At 58.6% G+C, this 17,694-nt stretch carries 17 protein-coding genes; 13 read left to right on the top strand and 4 right to left on the bottom strand.

Going from position 1 to position 17,694, the window contains the following annotated elements; genetic code table 11:
- Positions 1-6: 6 nt before the first annotated feature.
- The 7 genes from AC2FFB_RS00965 to AC2FFB_RS00935 all read left to right on the top strand — a co-directional run bounded on the left by AC2FFB_RS00965 (position 7) and on the right by AC2FFB_RS00935 (position 7,433).
- Positions 7-690 (top strand): adenylate kinase, encoded by a 684-nt coding sequence (locus AC2FFB_RS00965; RefSeq protein WP_142634327.1) that lies wholly within the window; start codon positions 7-9, stop codon positions 688-690.
- A gap of 184 nt (positions 691-874) precedes the next feature.
- Complete coding sequence (locus tag AC2FFB_RS00960) at positions 875-1,159, top strand: DUF4212 domain-containing protein (protein WP_142634329.1); 285 nt, start codon at positions 875-877, stop codon at positions 1,157-1,159.
- A gap of 6 nt (positions 1,160-1,165) precedes the next feature.
- Positions 1,166-2,950, top strand: coding sequence for a sodium:solute symporter family protein (locus AC2FFB_RS00955; RefSeq protein ID WP_142634331.1), 1,785 nt, complete (start codon positions 1,166-1,168; stop codon positions 2,948-2,950).
- A 111-nt stretch (positions 2,951-3,061) separates the two neighbouring features.
- On the top strand, positions 3,062-4,885 hold the full coding sequence (locus AC2FFB_RS00950; RefSeq protein WP_271946600.1) for a DUF294 nucleotidyltransferase-like domain-containing protein: 1,824 nt from the start codon (positions 3,062-3,064) through the stop codon (positions 4,883-4,885).
- 26 nt (positions 4,886-4,911) lie between these two features.
- Positions 4,912-5,430 (top strand): hypothetical protein, encoded by a 519-nt coding sequence (locus tag AC2FFB_RS00945; RefSeq protein WP_496874384.1) that lies wholly within the window; start codon positions 4,912-4,914, stop codon positions 5,428-5,430.
- Between the two features lies 1 nt (position 5,431).
- Complete coding sequence (locus tag AC2FFB_RS00940; RefSeq protein ID WP_271946595.1) at positions 5,432-6,844, top strand: 3'-5' exonuclease; 1,413 nt, start codon at positions 5,432-5,434, stop codon at positions 6,842-6,844.
- Between the two features lie 88 nt (positions 6,845-6,932).
- Positions 6,933-7,433, top strand: coding sequence for a flavin reductase family protein (locus tag AC2FFB_RS00935; RefSeq protein ID WP_281994740.1), 501 nt, complete (start codon positions 6,933-6,935; stop codon positions 7,431-7,433).
- A 3-nt stretch (positions 7,434-7,436) separates the two neighbouring features.
- Here the strand turns inward: AC2FFB_RS00935 and AC2FFB_RS00930 are convergent, their stop codons facing one another.
- The 3 genes from AC2FFB_RS00930 to AC2FFB_RS00920 are packed head-to-tail and all read right to left on the bottom strand — an operon-like array spanning position 7,437 to position 9,669.
- Positions 7,437-7,916, bottom strand: coding sequence for a DUF6505 family protein (locus AC2FFB_RS00930; RefSeq protein ID WP_281994741.1), 480 nt, complete (start codon positions 7,914-7,916; stop codon positions 7,437-7,439).
- On the bottom strand, positions 7,916-8,611 hold the full coding sequence (locus tag AC2FFB_RS00925) for a biotin/lipoate--protein ligase family protein (protein WP_496687669.1): 696 nt from the start codon (positions 8,609-8,611) through the stop codon (positions 7,916-7,918). The genes AC2FFB_RS00930 and AC2FFB_RS00925 overlap by 1 nt, the downstream gene beginning before the upstream one ends.
- Positions 8,608-9,669: an Mrp/NBP35 family ATP-binding protein gene (locus tag AC2FFB_RS00920; protein ID WP_281972241.1), complete on the bottom strand. Its 1,062-nt coding sequence runs from the start codon at positions 9,667-9,669 to the stop codon at positions 8,608-8,610. Before AC2FFB_RS00920 ends, AC2FFB_RS00925 begins: the two co-directional genes overlap by 4 nt.
- 110 nt (positions 9,670-9,779) lie before the next feature.
- Between AC2FFB_RS00920 and AC2FFB_RS00915 the strand changes: the two genes are divergently transcribed.
- Positions 9,780-10,508, top strand: a complete 729-nt coding sequence (locus AC2FFB_RS00915; RefSeq protein ID WP_496874383.1) for a hypothetical protein — start codon at positions 9,780-9,782, stop codon at positions 10,506-10,508.
- On the opposite strand, the gene AC2FFB_RS00910 is transcribed toward AC2FFB_RS00915, so the two are convergent.
- On the bottom strand, positions 10,502-12,454 hold the full coding sequence (locus AC2FFB_RS00910) for a 4Fe-4S binding protein (RefSeq protein WP_142634351.1): 1,953 nt from the start codon (positions 12,452-12,454) through the stop codon (positions 10,502-10,504). The genes AC2FFB_RS00915 and AC2FFB_RS00910 overlap by 7 nt on opposite strands.
- Positions 12,455-12,684: 230 nt before the next feature.
- Between AC2FFB_RS00910 and AC2FFB_RS00905 the strand changes: the two genes are divergently transcribed.
- The 5 genes from AC2FFB_RS00905 (at position 12,685) to AC2FFB_RS00885 (ending at position 17,683) form a co-directional block, all read left to right on the top strand.
- Complete coding sequence (locus tag AC2FFB_RS00905) at positions 12,685-13,239, top strand: DUF3305 domain-containing protein (RefSeq protein WP_142634353.1); 555 nt, start codon at positions 12,685-12,687, stop codon at positions 13,237-13,239.
- A complete protein-coding gene (locus AC2FFB_RS00900) occupies positions 13,236-13,817 on the top strand; it encodes a DUF3306 domain-containing protein (protein WP_496874382.1) in 582 nt (193 codons plus the stop codon). Before AC2FFB_RS00905 ends, AC2FFB_RS00900 begins: the two co-directional genes overlap by 4 nt.
- Positions 13,818-13,821: 4 nt before the next feature.
- Positions 13,822-14,433: a TorD/DmsD family molecular chaperone gene (locus AC2FFB_RS00895; RefSeq protein WP_271946579.1), complete on the top strand. Its 612-nt coding sequence runs from the start codon at positions 13,822-13,824 to the stop codon at positions 14,431-14,433.
- Between the two features lie 59 nt (positions 14,434-14,492).
- The gene (locus AC2FFB_RS00890) at positions 14,493-14,681 is read left to right on the top strand and encodes a ubiquinol-cytochrome c reductase iron-sulfur subunit N-terminal domain-containing protein (RefSeq protein WP_142634359.1); all 189 of its coding nucleotides are present in this window, start codon (positions 14,493-14,495) and stop codon (positions 14,679-14,681) included.
- 107 nt (positions 14,682-14,788) lie between these two features.
- Positions 14,789-17,683, top strand: a complete 2,895-nt coding sequence (locus tag AC2FFB_RS00885; RefSeq protein WP_496693276.1) for a formate dehydrogenase subunit alpha — start codon at positions 14,789-14,791, stop codon at positions 17,681-17,683.
- The last annotated feature ends 11 nt before the right edge of the window (positions 17,684-17,694 follow it).

Genomic DNA, 17,694 nt, shown 5'->3' with positions numbered 1-17,694 from the left:
GATGTGATGGACGCTGCCACGATCACTACACCCACCGTACTGATCCTTCTCGGCCCCCCGGGCGCCGGGAAGGGTACACAGGCCCGTATGCTCGAAGACAAGTTCGGGCTTGTCCAACTCAGCACGGGTGACCTGTTACGGGCGGCAGTTGCCGCGGGAACCGAAGCCGGAAAAGCCGCCAAAGCTGTCATGGAGGCGGGTGATCTGGTCAGTGACGATATCGTAATTGCAATCCTGCGGGATCGTCTGGCCGAGCCGGATTGCGCCAAAGGCGTCATTCTGGATGGCTTCCCCCGCACCACGGTTCAGGCACAGGCGCTGGACGCGCTGCTGTCAGAGACCGGTCAGCAGATCAACGCAGCCATCAGTCTTGAGGTTGAAGACGCTGAAATGGTGATCCGTATTTCCGGCCGTTACACATGTGCCGGATGTGGCGAAGGGTTCCATGATCGGTTCAAAACGCCCGCAGTCGAAGGCAAATGCGACAAATGCGGCAAGACCGAGTTCAAGCGCCGCGCAGATGACAATGCTGAAACCGTCGCCTCACGGCTGGCTGCCTATCATGCGCAGACCGCGCCGCTGATCACTTATTACCAAGACCATGGCGTTCTGAAAGGTCTGAACGCCATGGGCAATATCGAAGACATCGCCGGCAATCTGGAACGGATCGTCAGCGACACAATGAACTAGGGGAATATGACCCACCCTCAATAAGGGCCGAATTCCTAAAGGAAAACTTCAAAGGACCCGCTCTGGCGGACCAGAGAAGTCTTGCCTGATGCCACCTGGCATCAAGCATATCGAAAAGTGGCCCCGCGCGCTGGAGGGTTAGGACAACGGGCCGCTCAAAGAGGAAGCGAAGGAGGAACCCGCGATGGCGGATCAATCAACACACTCCGCGCAGACTGCCGAAGCCGATAAGGGCTATTGGCAGGCCAACCTGCGTCTTATCTACATCAGCCTGGTGATCTGGGCGCTGGTGTCGTTTGGATTCGGCATTTTGCTGCGTCCACTTCTGTCCGGCATTTCCGTCGGCGGAACCGATCTCGGCTTTTGGTTCGCGCAACAGGGATCCATCTTGGTCTTTCTGCTGCTGATCTTCAACTACGCCTGGCGGATGAACAAGCTAGACGCTGAATACGGCGTTGAGGAGGAGTAAGACCCTATGGACCAGTTTACCATCAACCTGCTGTTTGTGGGCGCGTCCTTTGCGCTTTACATCGGCATCGCGATCTGGGCCCGTGCTGGGTCCACATCAGAATTCTACGCCGCCGGTCGCGGCGTTCACCCGGTCACCAACGGTATGGCGACAGCGGCAGACTGGATGTCTGCGGCCTCGTTCATCTCGATGGCGGGCCTCATCGCCTTTACCGGTTATGACAACTCGTCCTTCCTGATGGGTTGGACCGGTGGTTATGTGCTGCTGGCGCTGCTTCTTGCCCCTTACCTGCGTAAGTTCGGCAAGTTCACCGTGTCAGAGTTCATTGGCGACCGCTTTTACAGCCAGACCGCGCGTATCGTGGCGGTGATCTGTCTGATCGTAGCGTCTGTGACCTACGTGATCGGCCAGATGACCGGCGTTGGCGTAGCTTTTGGCCGCTTCCTTGAAGTGTCAAACACCACCGGGTTGTTAATTGGTGCAGCCGTTGTTTTTGCCTACGCGGTGTTTGGGGGGATGAAGGGCGTGACCTACACACAGGTCGCTCAGTACTGCGTGCTGATCACCGCCTACACAATCCCAGCCATCTTTATTTCCCTGCAACTGACTGGCAATCCGGTTCCGGCTCTGGGTCTGTTTGGTGATACCGCCAGCGGTGAACCGCTGCTGACCAAGCTGGATGCGATCGTGACCGAGTTGGGCTTTAACGAATACACCGCCCACCACTCGGACACGCTGAACATGGTGCTGTTCACGCTGTCGCTGATGATCGGTACGGCCGGTCTGCCGCACGTAATCATGCGTTTCTTCACCGTGCCGAAAGTGGCTGATGCCCGCTGGTCTGCCGGTTGGGCGCTGGTGTTCATCGCACTGCTTTACCTGACCGCCCCTGCGGTTGGCGCAATGGCCCGTCTAAACATCAGTGACATGATGTGGCCAAATGGCGGCATCGAAGGTGGCGCCGTATCCGTCGAAGATATCGACAACGACGCCCGTTATGACTGGATGGCTACATGGAAGAAAACCGGCCTGCTGGACTGGGAAGACAAGAACGGCGACGGCAAGATCCAGTACTATAACGACAAGAATGCCGACATGCAGGCGCTTGCGGAAGAGAAGGGCTGGGTCGGAAACGAGCTGACCAAGTTCAACCGTGACATCCTGGTTCTGGCCAACCCCGAAATTGCCAACCTGCCGGGTTGGGTGATCGGTCTGGTCGCTGCCGGTGGTCTTGCGGCTGCTCTGTCGACCGCTGCGGGCCTGTTGCTGGCGATCTCGTCCGCTGTGTCACACGACCTGATCAAAGGCGCGATCAACCCGCAGATTTCGGAAAAATCCGAGCTTCTGTCGGCGCGGATCGCAATGGGCGTGGCCATTGTTGTGGCGACATATCTGGGCCTGAACCCTCCAGGTTTTGCAGCGCAGACCGTTGCCCTGGCGTTTGGTCTGGCAGCTGCCTCGATCTTCCCGGCGCTGATGATGGGGATCTTCTCGACCCGCATCAACAACACCGGTGCGGTTGCTGGTATGCTGGCTGGTCTGACTGTGACTCTGGTCTACATCTTCCTGCACAAGGGCTGGTTGTTCATTCCGGATACCAACTCGTTCACGGATGCTGATCCTCTGTTGGGTACGATCAAGTCGACTTCGTTCGGTGCGATCGGTGCATTGGTCAACTTCACTGTCGCCTATGTGGTGGCTGGCATGACCAAAGAAACCCCGCAAGAGATCAAGGATCTGGTCGAAAGCGTCCGCATTCCCCGTGGCGCGGGTGCCGCTCAGGATCACTGAGTAGAGATGCGGCCCCTGAGCACCTTGCCAAAGGCCGTTTCTTTCGACTGACTACTCCCGCCCGGCATTCCACCGGGCGGGATTTTTCGAATAGAAACCGAGGAGTATCCGATGCCCCTGCCCCAAGCCGAGATCACGCGGTTTCTGAAATCCGTTCACCCTTATGACGCCCTGCCCGCCGATGATTTGGCAACGCTGTCTGATCAGATCGAAGTTTGGGAGGTCGAAGAAGGATCCCCGGTGTATCAACTGGGCGCGCCCCTGCCCGGCGTATTCGTGATTTACGAAGGACAGGTTGAAATCACTGACAGGAACGGCGCGATTGTCTCTCATCTGGGGCTGCGCAATTCTTTCGGGGAACGCGGTTTACTGAAAGACGGTAAAGCCGCGACCAAAGCGCAGGCGCACGCAAACTCGGTTTTTCTGGTGATCCCGCCCAACCTGATCCGAGACCTCATTGACGAACATGAAATCGTCGCCAAATTCTTTGATCGGACCCGCACGGAACGCTCCAGCCCCCAAAGCCTTGCAACCAGCGCTATCGACGTTCTGATGGCACATAACCCCGCAACCTGCCCCCCTATTACCACCGTTCGCGAAGCGGCGCAGATGATGAGGGACAGACATATTTCCTCTCTCTGCATCACCGAGGGGGACATTCTTTTGGGGATCGCCACCTTACGAGATATCTCGGGCAAATACGTTGCCGATGGGATGTCTGTGGATACCCCTGTATCGGCAATAATGACGGCAAACCCGGTGACGCTGTCGCCGTCGGATATCGGATCGGATGTTCTTCACATCATGATGGAGCGCGGCATCGGCCATATTCCGGTATCCGAAGCTGGGCGTCTGGTCGGAATTGTCACCCAGACAGACCTGACCCACTATCAGGCGGTCAATTCCGCCGAGTTGGTGCGCCGGATAGCAAATGCGCAAACCGCGCAGCAGATGGCAGAAGTGACCGAAGAGATTCCCCAGCTTCTGGTCCAGCTTGTCGCTGCCGGAAATCGCCACGAGATCGTTACGCGCCTGATTACCGATATCGCCGACACAGCCACCAGACGTTTGCTGGCAATGGCGGAAAAACAGCTTGGACCACCACCTGTGCCTTACCTATGGCTGGCCTGTGGATCGCAGGGACGACAGGAACAAACCGGGGTGTCGGATCAGGACAACTGCTTGATGCTGGATGACAAAGTAACCGATGACGACCTGCTATATTTCCAGGCACTGGCAAAAATCGTGTCGGACGGGCTGGATAAATGTGGGTACTTTTATTGCCCGGGCGACATGATGGCGACAAATCCACGCTGGTGCCAACCGGTAAGTGTCTGGCGTGATTATTTTCGCGGGTGGATCGCCAAACCAAACCCCGAGGCGCAGATGCTGGCCTCGGTCATGTTCGACCTGCGCCCCATTGGCGGCGCATTTCACCTGTTCGATGACCTGCAGGCCGAAACGCTGGCCGCGGCCCAAGCGAATTCAATCTTTGTGGCACATATGATCTCGAACTCGTTAAAGCACACGCCGCCGCTAGGCCTGTTACGCGGGTTTGCTACGGTACGCTCGGGTGAACATCGCAACACGCTGGATCTAAAGCATAATGGCGTTGTGCCTGTGGTTGACCTGGCCCGGATATACAGCCTTCAGGGGCAACTGTCCCAGGCCAATACACGTGCCCGCCTGAAAGCAGCTGGGGCGGCAGGCGTCCTCAGCCCCTCAGGTACCCGCGACCTGCTGGACGCTTACGATCTGATCGCCGAAACGCGGCTGGACCATCAGGCCCGTCTGGTGAAAGGCAACAAGAAGCCGGACAATTTCCTGCCCCCTTCCGATCTTTCGGACTTTGAGCGAAGTCATCTGCGAGATGCCTTTGTCGTGGTAAAAACAATGCAATCGGCGGTCGGCCACGGTAAAGGAATGCTGGGCTAAACCCTCAGGAACCTTGGAGAGTATTCATGTTCTTAGAACTGATCGGCACGATATTTGCAGGCGTCGCCCTAGCCGGCATCGTGATGGTGATCAACAAACTGACAGGTGGACGCCTGCCTCGTTGGTCCGCACCAGTCGCGGCGGGCATTGGCATGATCGGGATGACGATCAACAGCGAGTATTCATGGTTTGACCGCACGCGCGATACGCTTCCAGATGGTCTGATCATCATTCAAGAGGTCGAAAGCCGCGCTTTGTACCGTCCCTGGACCTATGCGATGCCCTTTGTTGATCGTTTTGCCGCAATCGACACCCTATCTGTGCGCACCAATGACCAAGTGCCTGAGCGGCGCCTCGTTGAACTGTATTTCTTTGGTCGTTGGGCACCGGTTTCAAAATTGCCGGTCGCTGTGGATTGCGACAAGAACCAACGCGCCAATCTGGCGGATGGGGCAGAGTTTGGTGACAACGGCCAGTTGCTGAACGCCGATTGGGTAACAGGCTCTACGAACGATCCGATCATCGAGGCCACTTGCGGAGTGTAACATGCTGACCCGATTAAGCCTGCGCCTGCGGATTTTCCTGTTCTTCTGCCTACTGGCGGTCGGCGGAGTTGCCGTCAGCTCGGTTGCGCTTTGGGTAAGCTACAGGCGGGCGGCGGATCCGGCCCTTTTTGACGCGTTCATCTTTGCAGAGATCGTCATCGGGTTCGGTCTGCTGGCCCTGATCGCCGCTGTCTGGCTATTGTTCGACGATAATGTCGCCAAGCCGATCGAAAGGCTTTCCGCTGAACTGCGCGCACGAGCGCATGCCGGTGTCAGCCGCGACCTCGATCTGCAAGCCGCGCGGTATCTTGGCGACCTGGCCCCTGCGGCTGCCGGTCTGGCCAACCAACTGTCCGACAAGACCATGGGCGTGGCAGAGGCTGTCGCTGCTGAAACCGAGCATCTGGCTGCGGAACAGCAAAGGCTTAGGGCGCTTTTGACTGAAATTCCTGTAGCCATATTGCTGGCTAGCGCCTCTCACAGGCTCGTTTTGTATGACGGACAGGCCGCCGAGGTTCTGGCACAGATTTCGCATCCACGCCTGAATGCGCCACTGTTCGATTACTTCCAGCCAGACGCGCTGCAGAAAGCCTATGCTAAACTGACCAAGACCGGGATGGAGGCATCCTGTTCGCTGACCAGCATTGATGGGGCGCAGACCTATTCAGCCCGCATGAAACCGCTGGGGGAAACTTCCGGCTATATGCTAATCCTAGATGACAGCGCCGCCAATATAGCGCCTGAGGCTGCCAGACCTCTGGTCTATGACTTTGGTTTGCTGAACACATCCACCGACCAATCATTCGAGACATTGCCTCTGCGCGAGCTTTGTTTTGTTGTCTTCGACACCGAAACCACAGGCCTGCTGCCGCACAAAGACGAGATCGTCCAGATCGGCGCAGTCCGTGTGGTAAATGGACGGATGGTCGAAGGCGAAAGGTTGGATATGCTGGTGAACCCGGTCATGCCGATCCCTGCCGCCTCGACCAAGGTTCACAAGATCACGGATCGAATGGTCGAAGGCGCGCCGGAAATCGCCGAAGCCGGGCGTATCTTTCACGAATTCGCGCGAAATGCTGTAATCGTGGCTCATAATGCACCTTTTGATATGGCGTTTCTACGACGCCACGCCGACCGTATGAAAGTTGAGTGGACGCATCCCGTACTGGATACGGTCCTGCTATCAGCGGTCCTGTTCGGCGCCAGCGACACGCACACTTTGGACGCGCTGTGCGAACGGCTGGACATTACAATTCCGCATGAGCTGCGCCATACGGCATTGGGTGATGCAGTTGCCACCGCCGAGGCGCTGGTTCGGATGCTTCCGATGCTGCAAGCGCGCGGGATGAATACGTTTGGCGAGGTCATCGAAGCAACCCGCCGGCACGGTCGTCTGCTTGAGGACCTGAACTGAGGGCGAAATATGCACCTCAGGCGCAGCTTTTCATGGACAATCCCGGCTTGCCATGGCACCTGAGGCGCGGCCACAGAATGAGCGTGAGATGACGGACCGCACCTTCACCCCAACCCCGGACAACAGCACCGCGTTTCGCGAGGCATTGGGGTGTTTTGGAACCGGCGTCACCGTTGTCACCACCGAAACAGCGCTGGGGCCCCGCGCAATCACGGTCAATTCGTTTTCCTCGGTCTCGCTGACGCCTCCGCTGGTGCTGTGGTGCCTGGCGAAGGATTCAAACCGGTTCGACGCTTTCAAAGACTGCGATCACTATTCGATCCATGTGATGGCTGAGGAACAGCAGGAACAGGCCCTAAAATTCGCGCGCGAGGGTGCGGATTTTTCACATGCCAACTGGGCCGCAGATCACCGTGGTCGCCCTCGTCTGGCGGATTGTCTGGCGCGGTTCGACTGCCAGCTTCATGCCCGGCACGAGGCAGGGGATCATCTGATCATCGTGGGTGAAGTCGAACAGGCCATGTACCGCACCGGCAAAGGCCTGATCTTCAAACGCGGTCAATTCGGCGGCTTTGCTGATCTGCTATAAGCCCTATTCGTCCAGCGATCCGTGGACCGCCAGCGCCTCAAGCTGGGTTTCCTGCGGTGTGATGATGCGAAACGCCTCAAGCACCCCGGTTTCAGACAGCTCACGGGCGACGGTCAGCAGAGTATTGGCGGCGTGTTCATCACATAGCTCTGCCATATGCGCGATCTCTTCCTGCGCAACACCCAGGGCGGCCTCGACCGATGGGGCCCCGTAGAATTGCACGAAATGTTCCGCCAAATTCCGGGCAATCTGGTCGATCTCGGCCTGTTCAACCTGCGTCACCGCTACAAAGGTCACCCGGCCGAATGTCTCAACCCCCAACCAACCATTCGCAAAGGCCTGGCGGGCTTTACCCTCCAAATCGCCTTCGCCCCAATTCGAAAACTCGAACCCGCCTGAAATGCACCACTCACCCGTTCGCGCCGGAGAATGAAACACATTCGTGTCGCTTTCATCGAAATGGATCGCACGGGCCAGTTTCATCATCCGTTCTCCAGTAAGTCAGTCAGCGGGTGCAGGCGGGTGTCCGCACCATTGCGGATAAGCATGCCAAACCGTTCATCAGTGCCCAAAAAGACCCCGATCTCGCCAAAGGGTTCGCCAACACCACGCAGCAGGCCCAACCATTCGCTGTGCAACGGCGCGTTGCCGTCTTCTTGCCAACGGTTGAGCCATGTCAGCATATGGCGCGACCAGCTTTCAATCAGTTGGACAGGCTGGACCTCGGCACACCCTTCATCGTAGAGCGCTGTGATATCCGGGGCCTGGCCTGGCGCGGTGCTGGTCTGTAGCAAGGCCAGCTCCCAGCCGACAATCAACCAGTCAGGCTCAATCTGAGGGTCTGAAGTCGACGCAGCAACCTGAAACTTGCCGCAGGTCGCACCATTCACACAGATAGGGCCGCCCCAGTCCAGATGAACGGCAACCTCGGGCGGGGCTAGAGCGCCCAGCGCATTCTGAAACCCAACTCCGCAAAGCGGCAACATCACCATGGCATCCTGCAATGGAACCTCAGGTGCAAATACAATGGCAACGCGCAAACGGTTGGCCTGAATGTTGTAGACCACCGTTCCGGCATCACAGCCCAGCGCTGCCATCGCCTGGGCGCGTTCGAACGGGTCTTCCCCGCCCTGAACGCCATGTCCAGTCAGCAACGGAGGAAAGACCGGCTGGGTCATGCATTGCCCTTGGTGATCATGTCGCGGGCAATCTTGCGGAAAGCTTCGGCCTGTGCGCTGTCCGGCTTGCTGACAACGATGGGCGCGCCCCCATCCGCCGCAACCCGGATATCCAAATGCAGCGGAATCTCACCAAGCAGCGGAATGCCCAGCGCCTCGGCCTCAGCGGCGACGCCGCCATGTCCGAACACATGTTCCTCATGCCCGCAGTTGGAACAGATATGGGTCGACATGTTCTCGATCATCCCAATAATCGGCGTCTTGAGCTGATTGAACATATCGATCCCTTTGCGCGCGTCGATCAGGGCCACGTCCTGCGGGGTCGACACCACGATGGCCCCGTCCACCTTGAACTTCTGGCTGAGCGTCAGTTGCACATCGCCGGTGCCCGGCGGAAGGTCGACAATCAATACATCCAATGCTCCCCACTGAACCTGCCCCATCATCTGCTGAAGCGCGCCCATCAGCATCGGACCACGCCAGACGACCGCCTGCCCTTCGTTGGTCATCAGTCCCATCGACATCATCGTGACGCCATGATTGCGCAGGGGCAGGATCGTTTTGCCATCCGGGCTGGCCGGGCGGCCAGAGACACCCAGCATCCGAGGCTGTGATGGGCCATAGACATCAGCATCCAACAACCCGACACGCCGCCCTTCTGCAGCCAAAGCACAAGCCAGATTTGCGGATACGGTGGATTTACCGACTCCGCCCTTACCGGATGCAACGGCGATGATCCGATCGACACCCGGAACGGCCTGCGGACCTGTCTGAGATGGTTTCGGCTTGGGCTTCAGTTCAGGCGGGGCCTTTTCGGAATGCGCGGTCATCATGGCGGAAACCTTGTCGACCCCCTCCACCAACTGCGCAGCATGCTCGGCGGCGGCGCGCACCGGCTCCATCCGCTCTGCCTGTTTCGGATCAATCTCAAGCACAAAGCGCACTGTATCGCCATCGACATTCAACGCGCGGACAACTCCGGCGCTGACGATATCCTGGCCTGAAACCGGATCGGTGATTTTCTTCAGGTTCGCCAGAACCGCGTCACGAACACTCATGCCATTACCCTTTTGGTTTGCCCGGTCGTTGGGATACGTTTCATTGCATGTGTCTCCGTCTTTTTTTCGTTCATTTGACGCATTCGGGCGCAGGCCGATAAGCTGCCTTTATGCGGGTTACCTTCTTTTGCCTGAGCTTGCTGCTCTCTGCTACCCCCTCTTGGTCGCAAGAGGTGCTGGGGCTTGCCGCCCCGGATGAGGTTACAGACTCTGGTCTGTTGCAACATATTCTTCCGCGTTTTTCTCTCAAGACCGGGATACGTGTCGTTGCGGACGATACCGGCGCTATGTCTCTGGGTGGATCACCGCCAGGCGATCCGGTTTTCGCGCGTCACGGGGTCACTTACCACCTGCGCATACTGGACGACACAAAGCAGCTTCGGTTTCGGGACTGGCTGCTGTCTGACATCGGCAAGCGCACCGTTGAGAGTTTCGCGCCCGAAAGCGGCCCGCCCTATTCCGCCAGCTTAACGGTCGAGGCCGCGACCGAGACCGACAAGATCGACGGCGACGCTGTCCTGGGTGCGGAGCTGTCGATGACCCATTGCGGGCGCTGCCATGTGATCGGTCCGCAGAACCAGATGAACGGGCTTGGCTCCACCCCCTCTTTCGCCGTGCTGCGGGCTATTCCGGACTGGTCCGAACGGTTCGAGGCCTTCTTTGCCCTGAACCCTCATCCCGCTTTCACACAGATTGAGGACGTAACCCCGCCCTTTGACCCTCTGCGTCCTTCGCCAATCCACCCGGTCGAGATGACGCTGGAGGAGTTAGAGGCGATTCTGGCCTTTGTCTCGGCCATCGAGGCAGCAGATCTGGGCGCGCCGCTACAGCTTCAATGATCCTTTCTTTTCGAGAAATAGTCCTCGGTCGTGACGACTTTGGGTTTCGGGTTTGACTGAAACGGGTTGTCCTTGTGCTGGAACTGCGCGTTCACACGACAGTTGTCACACATCTGGATCATGCGCGCCTGTTCGGATGTCGCAAACATCGGATGCGTACCAGACAGCTTTTCCATGATACGTTCGACGGTCGATTTGACACCAAAGAGGGCACCGCATTCCACACATGCAAAAGGGTCTTCTTCGTTCAACACGTCCTGAGACAGGGCCGCATCACTTAAATCCAGTTGCGGTACCAGAGTTATCGCATTCTCGGGGCAGATTGTTCGGCATAGGCCACATTGCAGACAGGCATCCTGTTGGAAGTTCAGCTGCGGCATATCCGGGTTGTCGGCCAAAGCGCCTGACGGACAAAGGGACACGCAGCTGAGGCACAATGTACAGGCGTCCGTATCCACCGCGATGGCCCCATAGGGTGCATTCTCGGGCAAGGGCAACGGGGCTGCGGCCTGCGGGTTCAGCGCCTGTGCGGCCAGTCGCGTAATCTGCCTGCGATTTCCCAGCGGCAGAACCGGGTCGGCCAAGGGGGGCGGCACGTCCTGCGCATATAGCAGGTCGGACAGCGCATCGGGATCAGCCTCATCGATCTGTGCCAACCCTGCAGTCCCAGCGATAGCCTGCGCCAGCGCCAGTTCGCGGTCCAAGGCATCCCTTTCGGTTGTTGGGGCCAGCAGCACATCAACCCGCGCAAACCCATGTGCCAGCGCGGCCAGCATCTCGGCATGGCCAAAGCCCGAGATCACGTTCAGTTCTAGCGGGATCACATCCGCTGGAATCCCGCGTCCGAAACGGGCGGACAGGCGGATCATTTCGGCCCCATGCGCGTCATGCACCAACAGCCGGGGTGCTTGCCCGCCTGCACGCCGGTAGGTGCGCGACAGAATGTGCATCCGTGACAGCAGCGCAGAAACGGGCGGATCCTCGTAAGTTATCGCGGTAGATGGGCAAACCGCCGCGCATTCTCCGCACCCTGCGCAAACCATAGGGTCGATGGCTACATGTTCGCCCGCAGGGGTGATCGCCCCCGTAGGGCAGATATCCAGGCAATTCGTACACCCGACCTGTTCGGCACGGGAATGCGCACAGAGGGATTCTTCCAACCGGACATAGAGAGGCTTTTCAAATGTCCCGACCAGTTGCATGGCCTCAAACGCCAGCCGTTCGACAGCGACCGCATCTTTGGGATCAGCTCGCAAATACCCTTCGCGCTTGGCTGGGGCCTGAACCAGAGGCGTGCCGCCGGTCAGATCCACAACCATATCGCATGAGGAGTTCGCCCCATCGCGCGGTTCGGTCCAGCCAAAGGCCCCGCGCCCACCGGGTTCAAGCTGTTGCAACGCATCCAGCTTTATCGAAAACCCGCCCAGCGCACCTTTCACAGTACGAACGCGCCCGCGCACCACATCAAAGCTGCGCGACATGGGGTCCATGTCATCAGTAGCCAAGACCGTCACGGCCAACTGGTCCGACAGGCGTTCTGCCACTTCAAAGCTCAGCGCGCCGGGCCCGACGATGAAACACGTCCCTTCGCTGACCACATCGACACTGGGTGTGATCGGCTGAGGCAACACCGCCTCAGCAGCCAGCGCGGCCATTTTGGGGGCAGCATCCTGCCCTTGTTCAGACCACCCAGCACGATCGCGAAGATCGACAAACCCTGGCACCTCGACACCTAACTCATCGGCCAATGCCAGAAAAACATCCTGCTCTTGTGTACAGGCTATTACGACTTTGCCCTCTTGCAGCGGCTGTGCGACGCTTTCCAGTTCTTTCGTACATAATGCGGTGTGAATTCTGGAGCAGGCGACATCGCAAGCTGACGATAGTTTCTCAGCGTCAATGGTTTGCGTTCCCGCACAGTCACATAGCAGCAATCTCGTACCCATAACCTCCCCCGGATGTCCTCCCCAGTCCAAGGTCAGCTTAGAACCTCTGAAGAAAGTAGCAATGCCCGTGGGGGCCGGATCGCCGGAACAAAGCCCGATAATAGCCGCGAGGACCGTAAACAATCGGTGAGGGGTGCATATTCGACCACCCAAGGACTTGGCAGGAAGCTACTTTGTGTACCATAGTAGACCCTGAGGAAGGCAGGGGAGAGCTTTCCAGGGAGGACTTAGTGGCCAAGGCCGCCAGCCAGATTGAAATGCCAATCGGCGTCGTCGTGCGCAAAACACCCGGGGTTACACGCTGGGCGCAATGGAACTGGCGCGCCGTCGCCGTGCTGCCCGGCGCTGGACCGGCCGATTGGCTAGAGATGCGGCGCGAGGGTGAAGCGGTCGAATACCATGCAGCCACCCTGCCCCTGACCCTGTGGTCAGATGAGGCCGAAGCCTACATGGTCAACCTGTCGGACGGGCAACCCTCGATCTATCTGGTCCTGCGCGATGCGCTGGATGGAACACAGCCGATGGACGCGGTGCTGGTGACCGCCTCACCGTTCGAAGGACAGGATTACGCCGATACCGGCGAAGAGCTTGTCGAGAAAATCCCAATGACTGATGGGCTGATCGCTTGGGTACGTGATTTCGCACTGGAGCATCATCGCAACGAAGTCTTCGTCAAGCGCCGCCGTGATAAGAAACGCACCGATCTGGTTGAGGACGGCAAAGGGGATGTACGCATCCGGCAGGACTCGGATGTTTTCCGCGCCCCGCGGAGGATTGTGCAATGACAGAAACCCGCGATTTCTGGTCGCGCCGCAAAGCCGCCGTTCAGGCTGAGGCCAAAGCCGAGGTTGTAGCAGCACAAGAACAGGCTTTCGCTGAACAGCGGGGCGAGCTGGAAGAAAAGACTGACGCTGAAATTCTGGCGGAATTCAATTTGCCCGACCCTGATCAGTTGCAAGTTGGTGACGACGTCTCGGGCTTTATGGCCAAGGCAGTGCCTGACCGATTGCGCCGCCGCGCCCTTCGGCAGCTCTGGCGTCTGAACCCGGTTCTGGCCAATGTCGATGGGCTGGTGGATTACGGCGAGGACTATACCGACGCCGCCTGCGTGATCGAAAATATCCAGACCGCCTATCAGGTCGGCAAGGGAATGCTGGCCCATATCGAGGCTTTGGCCGCTCAGACCGAAGAGGAAGACGCAGCGCCTGAGGTTGAAGACCAAACATCAGAGCCTGAGCCTGAGTTGCCCGAAACGCCCGAGGTACACTCGGCAGAACCTGTAATGATTTCTGAAATCGACGACCCGGATGAGGCAGAGCTTACGCCTGCCCCACGCCGCATGAAGTTTGAATACGAAGGATAACCGTATGACCGCAAGCAACGCGCAAAACCTGGACGTCTCAGCCGAGGATCGTCTGCGCGCGGATTTCTATAACTTCCTTGGGCTGCTGCTTGCGGCGCCTCCGGATCAGATGCTGCTGTCTCAGGTTACTGGTCTGACCGGCGATGAAACCGATCTGGGTCAGGCTATCAAGGCCATGTCGCGGGTCGCCAAGGTGACCAAACCCGCGGCTGCCGAACGCGAATTCAATGCCTTGTTCATTGGGCTGGGGCGCGGGGAACTGCTGCCCTATGCTAGTTTCTACCTGACTGGATTCCTGAACGAAAAACCGCTGGCGCAACTGCGCAACGACATGGCGGTTCGTCAGATCACACGAGCGCAGAACGTGTTTGAACCCGAAGACAATATCGCCTCGTTGATGGAGATGATGGCGGGTATGATCGTCGGTCGCTTTGGCGCGCCCGCCTCGCTGGAGGATCAAAAAGCGTTCTGGAACAAGCACATCGGCCCCTGGGCCGCACATTTCTATTCAGATTTGGAAGCTGCGGAAAACTCGGTTTTCTATGCCTCGGTCGGCACCGCCGGTCGGGTTTTCATGGAAATCGAGCGTGAAGCCTTTCGAATGACGGCGGGATGATCCCGCCATTCGCCAGCGCCCCAATAGGCGCTAGATCGCAATTGGGAAAGGAGGATCCCATGAGCAAAACCAAGGAAGAAGGCGCCACGCGCCGTGACTTCTTGAAACTGGCCGGAACCGCAGCGCCCGCTGCAGTTGCCGCCGCCAGCCTGAGCGGACAAGCCGAGGCAGCCGAGCTGCCGACGGATGAGACCCGCATGCAGGACACCGCGCATACGCGCGCATATCTGGACAGCGCCCGGTTCTGAACCCCGGACGATGTCACCACCCGACTGACGGTTGCGATTGGCCCTGACGTCGGCACCAACAGTACCAAGCCAGCCATAGCTAACATGGCCAGCAAGGGAGGAAAGAAATGCTTAGGAAAAAGACCAACGGGGTTGCGAGACGCTCCCAGCGGACAAGTATCCTGTCCCAGGTCGGCGAGAAAACCGTCGATCGCCGCGCGTTCCTGCGCGGATCGGGCCTGACGATCGGCGGGTTGGCCGCGATCAGCGCCACGGGTGGAACCGTGACGCCAGCCAGTGCCCAGTCAGCGGCCAATCAAGCCGTCGAAAACATCAAATCCATATGCACGCATTGCTCGGTCGGCTGTACCGTTGTGGCCGAGGTGCAGAACGGCGTCTGGATCGGGCAAGAACCCGGCTGGGACAGCCCTTTCAACCTGGGTGCGCACTGCGCCAAGGGGGCCTCGGTCCGTGAGCACGCCCATGGTGAACGCCGCCTGAAATATCCGATGAAAAAGGAAGGCGGCGAGTGGAAGCGCATCAGCTGGGAAGAGGCGATCAACGAGATCGGCGACGGCATGATGAACATCCGCGAAGAATCCGGACCGGACAGTGTGTACTGGCTGGGTTCCGCGAAACATAACAACGAACAGGCCTATCTGTTCCGCAAGTTCGCCGCCTATTGGGGCACGAACAATGTGGACCATCAGGCCCGTATCTGCCACTCGACTACTGTTGCGGGTGTTGCGAATACATGGGGCTACGGCGCCATGACCAACAGCTATAACGACATCCACAACTCCAAGGCTATCTTCATCATCGGTGGCAACCCGGCTGAGGCACACCCGGTCTCTCTGCTGCATGTTCTGCGCGCAAAAGAGCAGAACAACGCGCCGCTGATCGTTTGCGACCCGCGCTTTACGCGCACCGCAGCGCATGCGGATGAGTATGTCCGGTTCCGCCCCGGCTCTGACGTGGCTCTGATCTGGGGTATCCTCTGGCACATCTTCGACAACGGCTGGGAGGACAAGGAGTTCATCCGCACCCGTGTCTGGGGCATGGATCAGATCCGTGAAGAGGTCGCCAACTGGAACCCGGAAGAAACTGAGCGTGTGACCGGCGTACCCGGATCACAGCTTAAGCGCGTGGCGCGCACCATGGCCAACAACCGTCCTGGCACGGTGATCTGGTGCATGGGCGGCACCCAGCATACCAATGGCAACAACAACACACGCGCCTATTGCGTGCTGCAGCTGGCTTTGGGCAACATGGGAACGTCGGGCGGTGGCACCAACATCTTCCGTGGCCACGACAACGTGCAGGGTGCGACGGACCTTGGTGTTCTGTCCCATACCCTACCCGGCTATTATGGCCTGTCCGCAGGGGCATGGGGCCATTGGGCGCGCGTTTGGGGTGAAGACCCTGAATGGCTGTCCGGCCAGTTCGCCTCGATCAAGGACAAGGAGGGCAAGGATAAACCGCTGCAGAATGAGCGCGGCATCCCGGTCTCTCGTTGGATCGACGGTGTTCTGGAAGACCCCGCCAACATGGATCAGGACAACAATGTCCGCGCCATGGTTCTGTGGGGGCACGCTCCGAACTCGCAAACCCGTGGGCCGGAAATGAAGACGGCGATGGAAAAGCTGGACATGCTGGTCGTGATCGACCCGTATCCCACCGTTTCCGCCGTTCTGCATGATCGGACCGATGGCGTTTACCTGTTGCCCGCCTGTACGCAGTTCGAAACCCGTGGCTCGGTCACGGCCTCGAACCGGTCGTTGCAGTGGCGCGACAAGGTGGTGGATCCGCTGTTCGAAAGCCTGCCGGACGAGGTCATCATGGCCAAGTTCGCCAACAAGTTCGGCTGGGCGGATCGGTTCTTCCGCAATATCGAGATGGAGGACGCCGAAACCCCAAATGTTGAAAGCATCACGCGTGAGTTCAACTCGGGCCTCTGGACCATCGGCTATACAGGCCAATCGCCGGAGCGTTTGAAAAGCCACATGGCCAATCAGCACACGTTCGACAGAACCACGCTGCAAGCTATAGGTGGACCAAACGACGGCGAATACTACGGTCTGCCCTGGCCGTGCTGGGGAACGCCAGAGATGGGTCATACGGGGACACCAAACCTCTATGACATGTCCAAACCGGTGGCCGAAGGTGGCTTGACCTTCCGCGCGCGCTTTGGCGTGGAACGTGATGGCGACAACCTGCTGGCGGAAGGGGTCTATAGCGTTGGGTCGGAAATTCAGGACGGATATCCCGAATTCACGATGCAGATGCTAATGGATCTTGGTTGGGACGGCGATCTGACGGCCGAAGAACGTGCGGCCATCGACGCCGTTGCGGGGCCAAAGACCAACTGGAAAACCGACCTGTCAGGCGGCATCCAGAGGGTTGCGATTGCACATGGCTGTGCGCCCTTTGGCAACGCCAAGGCCCGCACCGTGGTCTGGACTTTCCCGGACCCGATCCCGTTGCATCGCGAGCCGCTTTATACCAACCGGCGTGATCTGGTAGAGGATTATCCGACCTATGAGGATCGTCAGTCCTATCGCCTGCCAACCCTGTATGCTTCGATCCAGAAGAACGACTTTTCAAAGGATTACCCGATAATCCTGACGTCTGGTCGTCTGGTCGAATATGAGGGCGGAGGTGAGGAATCCCGGTCGAACCCGTGGCTGGCCGAACTGCAACAGGACATGTTCGTCGAGATCAACCCCCGTGATGCCAACAACCTGGGCATTCGCGACGGGGCTCAGGTCTGGGTCGAAGGGCCTGAGGGTGGTAAGGTCAAGGTGATGGCGATGCTGACCAACAGGGTTGGTGCCGGCGTGGCCTTTATGCCATTCCACTTTGGCGGCCATTTCCAGGGTCAGGATCTGCGGGACAAATACCCCTCAGGCGCTGATCCCTATGTGCTGGGAGAAAGTTCGAACACTGCCCAGACCTATGGCTATGATTCAGTAACCCAGATGCAGGAGACCAAAGCGACTCTCTGCAAGATCTCAGCAGCGTAAGGAGGACGACA

The sequence above is a fragment of the Ruegeria sp. YTSA219 genome, assembly GCF_059609985.1.
This window is presented reverse-complemented; position numbering and strand designations above follow the sequence as displayed.

What these genes read in the sequence shown, in the direction of transcription:
- AC2FFB_RS00955 (WP_142634331.1), top strand. Translation starts at nt 1,166, where the DNA reads ATGGACCAGTTTACCATCAACCTGCTGTTTGTGGGCGCGTCCTTTGCG.
- AC2FFB_RS00965 (WP_142634327.1), top strand. Translation starts at nt 7, where the DNA reads ATGGACGCTGCCACGATCACTACACCCACCGTACTGATCCTTCTCGGC.
- AC2FFB_RS00890 (WP_142634359.1), top strand. Translation starts at nt 14,493, where the DNA reads ATGAGCAAAACCAAGGAAGAAGGCGCCACGCGCCGTGACTTCTTGAAA.
- AC2FFB_RS00920 (WP_281972241.1), bottom strand. Translation starts at nt 9,669, where the DNA reads ATGAGTGTTCGTGACGCGGTTCTGGCGAACCTGAAGAAAATCACCGAT.
- AC2FFB_RS00885 (WP_496693276.1), top strand. Translation starts at nt 14,789, where the DNA reads ATGCTTAGGAAAAAGACCAACGGGGTTGCGAGACGCTCCCAGCGGACA.
- AC2FFB_RS00900 (WP_496874382.1), top strand. Translation starts at nt 13,236, where the DNA reads ATGACAGAAACCCGCGATTTCTGGTCGCGCCGCAAAGCCGCCGTTCAG.
- AC2FFB_RS00930 (WP_281994741.1), bottom strand. Translation starts at nt 7,916, where the DNA reads ATGAAACTGGCCCGTGCGATCCATTTCGATGAAAGCGACACGAATGTG.
- AC2FFB_RS00960 (WP_142634329.1), top strand. Translation starts at nt 875, where the DNA reads ATGGCGGATCAATCAACACACTCCGCGCAGACTGCCGAAGCCGATAAG.
- AC2FFB_RS00925 (WP_496687669.1), bottom strand. Translation starts at nt 8,611, where the DNA reads ATGACCCAGCCGGTCTTTCCTCCGTTGCTGACTGGACATGGCGTTCAG.
- AC2FFB_RS00940 (WP_271946595.1), top strand. Translation starts at nt 5,432, where the DNA reads ATGCTGACCCGATTAAGCCTGCGCCTGCGGATTTTCCTGTTCTTCTGC.
- AC2FFB_RS00895 (WP_271946579.1), top strand. Translation starts at nt 13,822, where the DNA reads ATGACCGCAAGCAACGCGCAAAACCTGGACGTCTCAGCCGAGGATCGT.
- AC2FFB_RS00915 (WP_496874383.1), top strand. Translation starts at nt 9,780, where the DNA reads ATGCGGGTTACCTTCTTTTGCCTGAGCTTGCTGCTCTCTGCTACCCCC.
- AC2FFB_RS00945 (WP_496874384.1), top strand. Translation starts at nt 4,912, where the DNA reads ATGTTCTTAGAACTGATCGGCACGATATTTGCAGGCGTCGCCCTAGCC.
- AC2FFB_RS00910 (WP_142634351.1), bottom strand. Translation starts at nt 12,454, where the DNA reads ATGGGTACGAGATTGCTGCTATGTGACTGTGCGGGAACGCAAACCATT.
- AC2FFB_RS00935 (WP_281994740.1), top strand. Translation starts at nt 6,933, where the DNA reads ATGACGGACCGCACCTTCACCCCAACCCCGGACAACAGCACCGCGTTT.
- AC2FFB_RS00950 (WP_271946600.1), top strand. Translation starts at nt 3,062, where the DNA reads ATGCCCCTGCCCCAAGCCGAGATCACGCGGTTTCTGAAATCCGTTCAC.